Source organism: Pseudomonas marincola (assembly GCF_900682675.2).
Lineage (GTDB): Bacteria > Pseudomonadota > Gammaproteobacteria > Pseudomonadales > Pseudomonadaceae > Aquipseudomonas > Aquipseudomonas marincola.
Map to the genome: position 1 here is coordinate 2,626,968 of NZ_LR215729.2, position 12,733 is coordinate 2,639,700.

Consider the following 12,733-nt stretch of genomic DNA (forward strand, 5'->3'; position numbering starts at 1 on the left):
TGGCTTCAGTCAGCCTTTTTGCGAATCCAGTACAGGTAAGAACCCGCCTCTTCAGCCTGATCAAGCAGCTCATGCCCGAGGAAGTTACAAAACTTGGGAATGTCGCGACGCGTCGATGGATCAGTGGCGATCACCTTGAGCAGGCCGCCAGCCGGCAGATCACGCACCTTGTTGTGCAACATCATCACCGGCTCGGGGCAATTCAGGCCACTGGCATCGAGCGTGGCATCGAGTGATGAGTCAGGGAAGTCAGGCATAAACAACTCCAGGCAATCGGTCGCGCGGCAGATTCGCGCGCTGTCGGGTAAGGCGGTATTGATCACTGCGCGCCTGCTCAACCGCAGGCTGAAGCTGCACGGTTAATGCATTGGCGCGCAACGCTTGGCTCATTGTACTTTAGGTTTAGCGGTACCCAGACGGCGCAAGTGACAGGTAACTTCTTCGCGGTCGTGGTAAAGCTGTTTGCAAGCAATCGAGGCTTTAACCCCACGCGCCGCCAGCCCTTCTTCGATGCGTTCAAGCAGCCGTTTCACTTCGATGTAGCGTTGTTTCATCGGCAACTTGAGGTTAACCACCGCCTCGCGGCACAGGCCTTCACCGATCCAGGTTTCCAGCAATGCGGCGTTGCGTGCCGGCTTTTCGACGATGTCGCAGACCATCCAGTCGACCATCTGCTTGGGCTTCCAGGTGAAACCATCGACCATCAAGTGCTGAACCAAACCGGTGTCCATCAGGCTCTCTGCCATCGGGCCGTTATCAATCGCGGTGACCAGCATGCCGCGCTTGACCAGCTGATAGGTCCAACCGCCAGGTGCTGCGCCGAGGTCAACGCCGGTCATCTCATCAGACAGTCGCTCATCCCACTGCTCACGTGGAATAAAGGTGTGCCACGCCTCTTCCAGTTTTAGAGTGGAACGGCTCGGGGCCTCACGCGGAAATTTAAGGCGCGGAATGCCCATCGGCCACAGCGCCGAGTTATTCGCCTCGGCGAGCCCGGCAAACACTTCGCGACCGCTCTTGAAGGTCAGCAGCAGGCGCGGCTTTTTCGGATCATCAACCAGGCGTCCGGATTTAATCAGGGCTTTGCGCAGCGGTGCTTCAAATTTTTTGCAGAAGTTCGAAAGCTCTTTGCCGTCATTGGTATCCAGCACTTCCAGCCACAGGCTGCCGCAGACCGGGAAGTCGGCCAGATGTGCTTGCAACACGCTGATGCGATCCGTCTCGGGCAGCTCGACGAACACGCCACGCGCCCATTGGCGGGGAAATATCAGCTGCTTGAAGCGCACACCCTGCATCAACCGCTGCGCACCATCTTCTTCGGTACAGATGAACTCGGCGCAAGCAGTGCCCGGTTTGGCTTTGGCGTAGCCGGAAACTTCCAACAAGGCGGCGTGATCGGCGATCTCGGCGCAGACCTCATTCTCGAAACCGGGGCGGCAGTGCATTAACAACGTATTCATTCAAACTCTCCTCAAGGCGCGCATGATAGCGGAACTCGACCGCCGTGTCGGGAACCCTGAGGCCTAAAGCCGGTCAGCTGAATGGTAGGTTGTCTTTTAACCCAGCTACCCTAAAGTTTTATTGGAGTCATCGCCCAACTTCAAACAGCCTGATGAGCGGCCCCCAGAATGGCTGCCATGCCCCCAATTTTAAAAGTTTGGGCACACAAGGAGTCATGCATGCAATCCGTGGACAGTTTGAAAAGCCGCCGCACACTCACCGTCGGCGACAAAAAATATCAGTATTTCAGTTTGCCCGATGCGGCAAACACACTGGGCAATATCGACAAGTTGCCCATGTCTCTCAAGGTTCTGCTCGAGAACCTGTTGCGCTGGGAAGACGGCAAGACCGTGACCCGCGACGATTTACAGGCGATGGCCAGCTGGCTCGAATCGCGCAGCTCAAACCGTGAAATCCAATACCGCCCCGCCCGCGTCCTGATGCAGGACTTCACCGGCGTTCCCGCCGTGGTCGATCTGGCTGCAATGCGTGATGCCATGAGCAAGGCCGGCGGCGACCCGCAGAAGATCAACCCGCTATCACCTGTTGATCTGGTCATTGATCACTCGGTCATGGTCGACAAATTCGCCAACAGCTCGGCCTTCGAGCAAAACGTCGATATCGAGATGCAGCGCAACGGTGAGCGCTACGAATTCCTGCGCTGGGGCCAGCATGCGTTCGACAATTTCAGCGTAGTGCCGCCGGGCACGGGGATTTGCCATCAGGTAAACCTTGAATACCTCGGCCGCACGGTCTGGACCAAAGAACAGGACGGCGAAACCTACGCCTTCCCCGACACGCTGGTCGGCACCGATTCGCACACCACCATGATCAATGGCCTCGGCGTGCTGGGCTGGGGCGTCGGCGGCATTGAGGCAGAAGCGGCCATGCTCGGGCAGCCGGTGTCGATGCTGATTCCAGAAGTGGTCGGTTTCAAACTCACCGGCAAACTCAATGAAGGTATCACCGCCACCGACCTGGTGCTGACGGTCACCGAAATGCTGCGCAGCAAGGGTGTGGTTGGCAAGTTCGTCGAGTTCTACGGCGATGCACTGGAATCACTGCCGCTGGCGGACCGTGCCACAATCGCCAACATGGCGCCCGAGTACGGTGCGACTTGCGGCTTCTTCCCGGTCGATGATGTCACCCTTGAATACCTGCGCCTGTCCGGTCGCCCAAGCGAAACCGTGGCGCTGGTCGAGGCCTACTGCAAGGCGCAAGGCTTGTGGCGCGAGAAAGGCCTGGAGCCGACATTCAGCGACAGCATGGCGCTCGACATGAGCACCGTCGAATCCAGCCTTGCCGGCCCCAAACGCCCGCAAGACCGTGTCCCGCTGTCGCAAGTACACAGCGCGTTCAATCAATTCATGGACCTGCAAATCAAGCCTGCCGCCAAGGAAGAAGGCCGCATGCTCAGTGAAGGAGGCGGCGGCGCGGCAGTCGGCAGTGACACCATGAACGGTGGAGTCGACTACGAACACGATGGCCACACGCATCACCTGAAAAATGGTGCGGTGGTCATTGCCGCTATCACCTCGTGCACCAACACCTCCAACCCGAGCGTGATGATGGCCGCAGGTCTGGTCGCCAAGAAAGCCGTGGAGAAAGGCCTGAAGCGCAAGCCGTGGGTCAAGAGTTCACTGGCACCCGGCTCGAAAGTGGTGACCGAATACTTCAAGGCTGCCGGCCTCACCCAATACCTCGACCAACTTGGCTTTGATCTGGTCGGCTATGGCTGCACAACCTGTATCGGTAACTCCGGGCCTTTGCCCGAAGCCATCGAGGCCGCCGTGCAGAAAGCCGACCTTACGGTTGCATCGGTGCTGTCCGGCAACCGCAACTTCGAAGGCCGCGTGCATCCGCTGGTGAAAACCAACTGGCTGGCCTCGCCGCCCCTGGTTGTCGCCTATGCGCTGGCTGGTAACGTGCGCATCAACATCGCCGAGGAATCGCTGGGCGACGACCGCGACGGCAATCCGGTCTACCTCAAGGATATCTGGCCGACCCAGAAAGAAATTGCCGAAGCCGTACTGAAAGTCGACACGGCGATGTTCCACAAGGAATACGGCGAAGTGTTTGCCGGCGACGAGCAATGGCAAGCGATCAGGGTTACAGAGTCGGACACCTATGTGTGGCGCGATGACTCCACCTACATTCAGCACCCGCCGTTCTTCGAGCACATCAATGAGCCCGCACCGCCGGTGGGTGACATCAAAGAGGCGCGCATCCTCGCCCTGCTGGGTGACTCGGTTACTACCGACCACATCTCGCCGGCCGGTAACATCAAGACCGACAGCCCCGCCGGACGTTACCTGCGTGAACAAGGCGTGGAGCCCGTGGACTTCAACTCCTACGGCTCACGTCGCGGCAACCATCAGGTGATGATGCGCGGCACCTTCGCCAATATCCGTATCCGCAACGAAATGTTCGACGGCGAGGAAGGCGGCAACACCCTGCACTATCCGACCGGCGAAAAGCTCTCGATCTATGACGCGGCCATGCGTTACCAAGCGCAAAACACGCCACTGGTTATCGTTGCCGGCAAGGAATACGGCACCGGTTCCTCCCGCGACTGGGCGGCAAAAGGCACTAACTTGCTTGGAGTCAAAGCGGTCATTGCTGAAAGCTTCGAGCGCATCCACCGCTCGAATCTGGTGGGCATGGGTGTTCTGCCGTTACAGTTCAAAGCCCCCAATACCCGCAAGAGCCTGAACCTGACGGGCGAGGAAACCCTCACCATCAGCGGCCTTGAAGGCACAGAACTAGAGCCGATGATGAACCTGATCGTCAACATCACCCATACCGACGGCAGCACCGAACGGATTGAAGTACTGTGCCGGATCGACACGGTAAACGAGGTTGAATACTTCAAGGCTGGCGGGATTCTGCACTACGTTCTGCGTGAGCTGATAGCCGCTAAATAGAGGTCTGCGTGGGTACTTGAGGCGTTCAAGTACCCACTTTCTCTGGTATTTATTGATCCAGATCAATAAACCCTGGTTTTTTGCCAATCCCTTCTCAACTTTACTGCGCCTGGGCCGATGCATAAGCATTACCACCGGGACCATCACCATGCGCAATAATCAGCCTGTTACCCAGCGTGAACGTACCTTCTCAGCAGACCAGCGCCTGATATCGACCACCGATACCAAGGGCCAGATCACTTACTGCAACGATGAGTTTGTCAAAATCAGCGGCTTCTCGATGGATGAGCTGATACGCGCTCCGCACAACCTTGTGCGCCACCCGGATGTACCACCTGCGGTGTTCCAGCACATGTGGAGCACCTTGCAGCAAGGTCGCCCGTGGATGGGCATCGTCAAGAACCGTTGCAAGAATGGCGATCATTACTGGGTCAACGCTTACGTCACGCCGATCCTCAGCAACTCGCAAGTTATCGGTTTCGAGTCGGTTCGGGTTAAGCCGACTGCCGAGCAAATCAGCCGTGCCGAGCAGCTGTACGCGCGCGTGAACTCAGGCAAGCCGGCGGTGGCCAGCAGTGACAGCTGGTTGCCGCGTGCACTCGACCTGCTTCCTTACATCGGCATCGGCTTGTTCGGCTGCGTGGCTGCACAGCTGATTGAAAGCAACTGGGCCTTGCTGGCCACCGTTGCGGCCTCGATTCCGCTGGGTTTGATGGCTCTCAGCTGGCAGCAACGCGGTCTCCAGCGCCTGCTCAAACTGTCGGAAGAAACCATCAGCGACCCGATGATTGCGCAGATGTACACCAGCAGCAAAGGCGATGTAGCGCGCCTGGAAATGAGCGCACTGAGCCAGGAAGCGCGCCTTAAAACTTGCCTGACCCGCTTGCTCGACAGCGCCGAGAATCTCGCTGAACAAGCCAGCCAGGCCGATACGCTGGCGATTAACAGCTCTCCCGGTCTTGAGCGCCAACGTCAGGAAACCGAACAGGTGGCCACGGCCGTCAACGAGATGGCCGCGACCACGCTGGAAGTCGCCAGCAACGTCGCGCGCACGGCGATTGCGACTCAGGAAGCCAACCGCCTCACCCGCGAAGGTCGCACGATCACTGCGCAAACCCGCGAAGCCATCGAGCGTTTGTCGGTGTCCGTGGGTGAAACCGGCGAGACCGTGACTCGACTGGCGCAGGACAGCAACGAGATTGGCAGCGTGGTCGATGTGATCAAAGGGATTGCCGACCAGACCAACCTGCTGGCCCTCAATGCCGCGATCGAAGCCGCGCGTGCGGGCGAGATGGGCCGTGGCTTTGCCGTGGTCGCCGACGAGGTACGTTCGCTGGCACAGCGCACCGGTGAGTCAACCGGACAGATCCACCAACTGATCGCCAAACTGCAGCGCACCGCAGAAGAGGCCGTGGTCGCCATGCAAATCGGTCGTTCGCAGGCCGATGAAGGCGTCAAGCAGGTTCTGCTGGCGGATCAGGCGTTGATGGGGATCAGTGACTCGGTGGAAAATATCGCCGGCATGGCCGACCAGATCGCCGCCGCCGCTGAAGAGCAGAGTGCGGTCGCCGACGAGATCAACCGTAACATCACCAACATCGCCCAATTGTCGGACCAGACCGCAGAAGACGCACAACAAACCGCTCGCCTGAGCCAAGCCCTCACCGGCAACGCCAAAGGCCAGCAGTCGCTGGTGGAGCGCTTCAATCGCTAAGAACGTGTGCAATAGCGGCGGCTGAGCAAACAGCCCGCGCTGAATAAAAAAGCCGTTATCAGTTACCTGATAACGGCTTTTTTTGTGGCCTCGGAAAACGCTGTAAATGCAGGGCATGGAACAGCCGGGGCGCCCCGGCTTTGCTGACTACAGGTGCGAAAACTCTATCCTGTTGTAGCCAGCAATTTCAGCACAGAAGCGTTGAGCGGCGCTGCCAGATTACTCAGCCAAACGCCAGGTCGTGCCGCCTTTGCCGTCTTCCAGAACCACACCCATTGCCGTCAGTTGATCGCGGATGCGGTCGGACTCGGCCCAGTTCTTGTCACTGCGTGCCTGCAGGCGCGCGGCAATCAGTGCTTCGACCTCGGCTGCATCGACTTTGCCTTCGGCACCGGCCTGCAGGAACGCTTCAGGCTCCAGTTGCAGCACACCGAGCACGCCCGCCAGCTCTTTCAAGCGCGCAGCCAAACCCGCAGCAGCCTGGATGTCGCTGTCGCGCAGGCGGTTGACCTCACGGACCATTTCAAACAGCACAGCGCAAGCTTCCGGCGAATTGAAGTCATCATCCATTGCTTCAGAGAAGCGCGCTACGAATGCATCACCGCCAGCCGCTGGCGCTTCTGGCAGACCCTTGAGCGCGTGGTAGAAACGCTCCAGCGCGCCTTTGGCTTCCTTGAGACTGTCTTCCGAATAGTTGATCGGGCTGCGGTACTGGCTCGACACAAGGAAGTAACGCACCACTTCGGGGTGATACTTTTGCAGCACTTCGCGAATGGTGAAGAAGTTGCCCAATGACTTGGACATTTTCTCGCCATCGACGCGCACCGCCCCCGCATGCATCCAGGCGTTGGCGTATAGCTTGCCGGTAGCGGCTTCGCTCTGGGCGATTTCGTTTTCGTGGTGCGGGAACACCAGATCCGGACCGCCGCCGTGAATGTCGAAGGTTTCGCCAAGGCAGCAGGTCGACATCACCGAGCACTCGATATGCCAGCCCGGACGGCCTTCGCCCCACGGCGACTGCCAGCTTGGCTCGCCCGGCTTGGCGCCTTTCCAGAGTACGAAGTCGAGCGGGTCTTGTTTCGACTCATCCACTTCGATACGCGCGCCGATGCGCAGGTCTTCGATTTTCTTGCGCGACAGCTTGCCGTAACCGACGAACTTGCCGACACGGTAGTAAACGTCACCGTTGCCTGGCGCGTAGGCGAAGCCTTTGTCGATCAGTGTCTGGATCATCTGGTGCATGCCGGCGATATGGCTGGTCGCACGCGGCTCGATGTCCGGACGCAGCACATTCAGGCGCGCTTCGTCTTCGTGCATGGCGGCGATCATGCGATCAACCAGCACCTCAAAACCTTCACCGTTTTCCTGTGCGCGACGAATGATCTTGTCGTCGATATCGGTGATGTTGCGCACGTAGGTCAGTTCATAGCCGCGATGCCGCAACCAGCGTGCGATCACGTCAAACGCGACCATCACCCGGGCGTGACCAATGTGGCAGAAGTCATAAACCGTCATGCCGCAGACATACATGCGCACATGGTTGCCTTCGAGGGGTTTAAGTTCCTGCTTGGTTTTGCTCAGCGTGTTGTAGATGGTCAGCATAATCAATCCTTAAACGCGGCCCTCACAGGCCACTTAATCTTCGAGTGGCTGCGCCCGCCAACACAATGGGCGGGCTCAGCTGACTCAGCGCTGCAACGGGCTCAGGCCCAGGAATCGCGCAGCGTTACCGTGCGGTTGAACACCAGTGCGTCTGGCTTCGAGTCTTTCGAGTCGAGGCAGAAGTAGCCTTCGCGCTCGAACTGGAAGCGGTCCTCAATGCTGGCGTTGGCCAGTGACGGCTCAGCGCGGCAGCCCTTGAGCACAACCAGCGAATCGGGGTTGATGTTGTCGAGGAAGCTTGCGCCCTCCTCGGCCTTTTCCGGATTGGCCGAACGGAACAGGCGGTCGTACAGGCGCACTTCGCATTCGACGCTGGCGTCTGCCGGAACCCAATGCACAACGCCCTTGACCTTGCGCCCTTCGGGGTTCTTGCCAAGCGTTTCGGGGTCGTACGAGCAACGCAGCTCGATCACATTGCCGTCGGCATCTTTGATCGCCTCATCGGCCCGGATCACGTAGCTGCCACGCAGACGGACTTCACCGCCCGGCTCAAGACGTTTGTAGCCCTTTGGCGGGTTCTCTTCGTAATCACCGGCGTCGATGTAGATCTCGCGAGCGAACGGCAGCTCACGCACGCCCATATCCTGCTTGGGATGACGCGGCAGGCTCAGCGTTTCGACCTGATCTTGCGGGTAGTTGGTGATGACAACTTTCAGCGGCTTGAGCACGCACATGGCGCGCGAAGCGTTGGCATCGAGGTCGTCACGGATGGCGAACTCAAGCATGCCGATATCCACGACGCCACCGGCGCGGTTGACGCCGATCAGGTCGCAGAAGTGACGGATCGACCCTGGCGTGTAACCGCGGCGGCGGAAGCCAACCAGTGTCGACATGCGCGGATCATCCCAACCACTTACGTGACCTTCGTCGACCAATTGCTTGAGCTTGCGCTTGCTGGTGATGGTGTAGTTGAGGTTCAGGCGCGCGAATTCGTACTGACGCGGCTGCGCCGGAACCGGCAATTGCTCAAGGAACCACTCGTACAGCGGGCGGTGATCTTCAAACTCCAGCGTGCAGATCGAGTGGGTAATCCCTTCGATGGCATCGGACTGGCCGTGGGTGAAGTCATAGCTCGGGTAGATGCACCACTTGTCACCGGTCTGGTGGTGATGGGCATGACGAATACGGTACAGAATCGGGTCGCGCAGGTTGATGTTCGGCGCGCTCATGTCGATTTTTGCCCGAAGCGAACGCGCGCCATCAGCAAACTCGCCGGCTTTCATGCGGGCGAACAAGTCGAGGTTCTCTTCAACCGAACGGTCACGGAACGGGCTGTTCTTGCCCGGCTCGGTGAGGCTGCCACGGTAGGCGCGCGACTCTTCCGGCGACAAGTCGCAAACGAACGCCTTGCCTGCCTTGATCAGCTCGACGGCCCATGCGTAGAGCTGGTCGAAATAGTTGGAGGCGAAACGAATATCACCCGCCCAGTCGAAGCCCAACCACTGCACGTCCTGCTTGATCGAGTCGATGTATTCCTGATCTTCCTTGGCCGGGTTGGTGTCATCGAAACGCAGATGACAATCACCGCCAAACTCTTTGGCCAGGCCAAAGTTCAGGCAAATCGACTTGGCGTGACCGATATGCAGGTAGCCGTTCGGCTCCGGCGGGAAACGCGTGATCACCTTCGCATGTTTGCCTGATTCCAGATCTGCCTGGACGATAGGACGAAGGAAGTTAGTGGCGACAGGAGTCTCTGGCTTGCTCATGGGATCCTTTGAAGGTGCAGGTGCGCGGCATGCGCGGCCGACTAAAACAGGGAGACGCATCAACTTGAGAGCGCCCGGACCCATTACTGAAAATGCGTTGAACCCCGCAACAGAGGGGTTAGTGTCAGGCCAAATCAGCCATAAACACCAAGATTTTCAGCCACAGGGGCAGGCGCAATAGTTTTTTAGCGAATCCAAAGCGCCTATCATAGCCGAAGCTGTCAACCCCCTGACAGACCCAAGCGCTAGATCGCAACCGGAAATGTGCGTTGGAAAATGCACTCGGCAAGCGGCCTGACACCCCGTAAACTGTAAAGCCTCGGCCAACAAGCTCTGTACCTGTAGCGATACAGATGCAGCCAAGGCCTGCGGTTTCAATGACAGAGCGATTAAATCAATGATCAAGTTGCACACCAACTACGGCGTTATCACCCTGAACCTGTTCGAAGACAAAGCCCCGGAAACCGTGGCTAACTTCAAGGAATACGTGAAAAGCGGCCACTACGACGGCACCATTTTCCACCGCGTAATCAGCAACTTCATGATTCAGGGCGGCGGCTTCGACACCAGCATGAAGCAGAAGTCGACCCGCGCCACCATCAAGAACGAAGCCAACAACGGCGTTTCCAACAAGATTGGTACCGTTGCCATGGCCCGCACCATGGAGCCACATTCGGCTTCTGCGCAGTTCTTCATCAACGTCGCCGACAACACCTTCCTCAACCACACTGCACCGACCGTTCAGGGCTGGGGCTATGCGGTATTCGGCGAAGTGACTGAAGGCATGGACGTTGTTGAGAAGATCAAAGGCGTTGCCACCACCACCAAGAGCGGCCATCAGGACGTTCCGGTTGATGAGGTGGTCATCGAGCGTGCTGAGATCGTTGAGTGATCTTACTGATCTCCGATCTGCACCTTGAACAGGAGCGCCCGGACATAACCCGGGCGTTCCTGCATTTCCTGCAAACCCGCGCCGTTCATGCCGAGGCGTTGTATATCCTCGGGGACTTCTTTGAAGTCTGGATTGGCGATGATGCCATCAGCCCTTTTCAACGCACCATCAGCACCGCCCTGCGCGAGCTGAGTGAAACTGGCACGCAAATTTTCCTGATGCATGGCAACCGCGACTTCCTTATCGGCAAAGCCTTTTGCCGTGAAGCCGGCTGTAGCCTGCTCAACGATCCAACCCTGCTCGAACTGCCTAGCGGCCCCGTTCTGCTAATGCACGGCGACAGCCTGTGCACGCGCGACGAAGCCTATATGCGCATGCGCCGCATCCTGCGCAACCCGCTGACCTTGTGGGTATTGCGCCATTTGCCGCTGAGCACCCGCCACAAGCTGGCGCGTAAGCTGCGCAATGAAAGCCGCAGCCAGACGCGCATGAAGGCCGCCGATATTGTCGATGTGACGCCGGATGAAGTCGTCAGCACCATGCGCCAGCATGGCGTGCGCACGCTGATTCACGGTCACACCCACCGCCCCGCTACGCACAAGCTCGAAATCGATGGGCAGACCGCTACGCGCATTGTTCTGGGCGACTGGGACAGGCAAGGCTGGGCGCTGCAAATCGATGATCAGGGCATGCGCCAGAGTGCATTCAGCCTGAGCGACTAAAAAACTTCAGCGATTGAAAAGCCTGCTGTGCGGTTAACCCAGCAGGCTTTTTCATGTGCGGCCAGTTTGCCCGCGAATCAGTGCCCTGCCGCTTCTGGCCCGGCTTTGGCCGTGAACGGCGGCTTGGCCAGCCACACCAGCAAGACCAGCCCGAAAAACATCCAGCCGAGCAAGGTGAAGTAGTCGACGGTGGACATCATGTAGGCCTGGCTGTTGAGTATCTGCTCAAGCTGCGCATAGGACTGCGGCCCCGGCCCGCCGAGTTGATTCAACGCCTCACGCGTGGCCGGCTCGTAGGTACTGAAACTTTCGCTCATGTACGCATGATGCTGATCAGCGCGACGAATCCAGATCCACGTGGTCAGGGAGGCCGCGAAGCTACCGCCCAAGGTCCTGAGGAATGTCGCCAGCCCTGAACCATCGGCGATTTCGTGGGGCGGCAGATCCGACAGCAAAATGCTCAGTGTCGGCATGAAGAACAGCGCAACGCCGATGCCCATGAACAACTGCACCAGCGCCACATGCTGGAAGTCCACCTGATTGGTGAAGCCGGCGCGCATGAAGCAGCTCAGGCCAATCGCCAGAAACGCCAACCCGGCCAGCAAGCGCAAGTCGAAATTGTGCGCATAACGCCCGACAAAGGGCGACATCAGCACCGGCAACAGACCAATCGGCGCCACCGCTAAACCGGCCCATGTGGCCGTGTAGCCCATCTGGGTTTGCAGCCATTGCGGCAGGATCAGATTGATGCCGAAGAAGCCCGAATAGCCCAGCACCAGCACAATGGTGCCGATGCGAAAGTTGCGGTGAGAGAACAGCCGCAAGTTGACGATCGGATGCTTATCGGTCATTTCCCAGATCACGAAGATGCTCAGCGCAATAACTGAAATAAGCGTACCGATGATCACGAAGTTGGACTCGAACCAGTCGAGATCATTGCCTTTATCGAGCACCACCTGCAGCGCACCCACCCCGATTATCAGGGTCAGCAGGCCAATGTAGTCGATAGGCTGGCGGCTGGTTTCGACCGGGCGATGGCGCAATTGCTGGCGCACCACCAGGGTTGCGAAAATCCCGATGGGCACATTGATGAAGAAGATCCACGGCCAGCTGTAACTGTCGGTAATCCAGCCGCCCAGAATGGGCCCGGCAATGGGCGCCACAACGGTCACCATCGCCAGCAGTGCCAGGGCCATGCCCCTTTTTGCCGGAGGATAAACCGCGATCAACAGCGTCTGCGTCATCGGGTAAAGCGGGCCGGCAACCAGCCCCTGAATCACCCGAAAGCCGACCAATTCAGGCATTGACTGGGCAATGCCGCAAAGAAAAGAGGCCAGCACAAAGAGCATGGTGGCCCAGAGAAACAGTTTCACTTCGCCAAACCGCCGGCTCAACCAGCCGGTGAGCGGCAAGGCGATGGCGTTACTCACCGCGAACGAGGTAATAACCCAGGTGCCCTGCTCGAAGCTTACGCCGAGATTACCGGCAATGGTCGGCAAGGCAACGTTGGCGATCGTGGTGTCGAGCACCTGCATAAAGGTCGCGAGAGACAGACCGATGGTGCACAGCAACAAGCTCGGCGGGCTGAATGATGCTTGTGAGCTCATTACAAA

9 protein-coding genes and 1 pseudogene are annotated in these 12,733 nt (G+C 58.5%); 5 read left to right on the forward strand and 5 right to left on the reverse strand.

The features are described 5' to 3' along the window. Window positions 1-5: 5 nt before the first annotated feature. Together tusA and rlmM are read right to left on the reverse strand one after the other, a co-directional pair. The gene (gene tusA, locus PMYSY11_RS12170) at window positions 6-257 is read right to left on the reverse strand and encodes a sulfurtransferase TusA (protein ID WP_069900159.1); all 252 of its coding nucleotides are present in this window, start codon (window positions 255-257) and stop codon (window positions 6-8) included. Between the two features lie 129 nt (window positions 258-386). Continuing rightward, window positions 387-1,460, reverse strand: a complete 1,074-nt coding sequence (rlmM, locus tag PMYSY11_RS12175) for a 23S rRNA (cytidine(2498)-2'-O)-methyltransferase RlmM (RefSeq protein ID WP_150549334.1) — start codon at window positions 1,458-1,460, stop codon at window positions 387-389. A 219-nt stretch (window positions 1,461-1,679) separates the two neighbouring features. Between rlmM and acnA the strand changes: the two genes are divergently transcribed. From acnA to PMYSY11_RS12185, 3 genes and pseudogenes are all read left to right on the forward strand, one after another. Then, the gene (gene acnA / locus PMYSY11_RS12180; protein ID WP_150549335.1) at window positions 1,680-4,424 is read left to right on the forward strand and encodes an aconitate hydratase AcnA; all 2,745 of its coding nucleotides are present in this window, start codon (window positions 1,680-1,682) and stop codon (window positions 4,422-4,424) included. Window positions 4,425-4,572: 148 nt separating this feature from the next. Beyond that, window positions 4,573-4,854, forward strand: a pseudogene (locus tag PMYSY11_RS22185) (PAS domain-containing protein); the annotation flags it as partial. A gap of 210 nt (window positions 4,855-5,064) precedes the next feature. Continuing rightward, entirely contained in the window at window positions 5,065-6,138 is a 1,074-nt protein-coding gene (locus PMYSY11_RS12185; RefSeq protein ID WP_476705415.1) for a methyl-accepting chemotaxis protein, read from the forward strand. A 219-nt stretch (window positions 6,139-6,357) separates the two neighbouring features. Here the strand turns inward: PMYSY11_RS12185 and cysS are convergent, their stop codons facing one another. Then, on the reverse strand, window positions 6,358-7,740 hold the full coding sequence (gene cysS / locus PMYSY11_RS12190; protein ID WP_172970689.1) for a cysteine--tRNA ligase: 1,383 nt from the start codon (window positions 7,738-7,740) through the stop codon (window positions 6,358-6,360). Window positions 7,741-7,841: 101 nt separating this feature from the next. Beyond that, the gene (locus tag PMYSY11_RS12195) at window positions 7,842-9,506 is read right to left on the reverse strand and encodes a glutamine--tRNA ligase/YqeY domain fusion protein (RefSeq protein WP_150549337.1); all 1,665 of its coding nucleotides are present in this window, start codon (window positions 9,504-9,506) and stop codon (window positions 7,842-7,844) included. 397 nt (window positions 9,507-9,903) lie between these two features. Between PMYSY11_RS12195 and PMYSY11_RS12200 the strand changes: the two genes are divergently transcribed. Next, entirely contained in the window at window positions 9,904-10,398 is a 495-nt protein-coding gene (locus tag PMYSY11_RS12200) for a peptidylprolyl isomerase (RefSeq protein ID WP_069900155.1), read from the forward strand. Then, a complete protein-coding gene (gene lpxH / locus PMYSY11_RS12205) occupies window positions 10,395-11,120 on the forward strand; it encodes a UDP-2,3-diacylglucosamine diphosphatase (protein ID WP_150549338.1) in 726 nt (241 codons plus the stop codon). The genes PMYSY11_RS12200 and lpxH overlap by 4 nt, the downstream gene beginning before the upstream one ends. A gap of 77 nt (window positions 11,121-11,197) precedes the next feature. Here lpxH and PMYSY11_RS12210 read toward each other — a convergent pair whose 3' ends face one another. Further along, the gene (locus PMYSY11_RS12210) at window positions 11,198-12,727 is read right to left on the reverse strand and encodes a DHA2 family efflux MFS transporter permease subunit (RefSeq protein WP_069900153.1); all 1,530 of its coding nucleotides are present in this window, start codon (window positions 12,725-12,727) and stop codon (window positions 11,198-11,200) included. Between the last annotated feature and the right edge of the window lie 6 nt (window positions 12,728-12,733).

Excerpts from the sequence above, each read along its gene's own strand:
- tusA (WP_069900159.1), bottom strand. The coding sequence starts at position 257 with ATGCCTGACTTCCCTGACTCATCACTCGATGCCACGCTCGATGCCAGT.
- rlmM (WP_150549334.1), bottom strand. The coding sequence starts at position 1,460 with ATGAATACGTTGTTAATGCACTGCCGCCCCGGTTTCGAGAATGAGGTC.
- acnA (WP_150549335.1), top strand. The coding sequence starts at position 1,680 with ATGCAATCCGTGGACAGTTTGAAAAGCCGCCGCACACTCACCGTCGGC.
- cysS (WP_172970689.1), bottom strand. The coding sequence starts at position 7,740 with ATGCTGACCATCTACAACACGCTGAGCAAAACCAAGCAGGAACTTAAA.
- PMYSY11_RS12195 (WP_150549337.1), bottom strand. The coding sequence starts at position 9,506 with ATGAGCAAGCCAGAGACTCCTGTCGCCACTAACTTCCTTCGTCCTATC.
- PMYSY11_RS12200 (WP_069900155.1), top strand. The coding sequence starts at position 9,904 with ATGATCAAGTTGCACACCAACTACGGCGTTATCACCCTGAACCTGTTC.
- PMYSY11_RS12210 (WP_069900153.1), bottom strand. The coding sequence starts at position 12,727 with ATGAGCTCACAAGCATCATTCAGCCCGCCGAGCTTGTTGCTGTGCACC.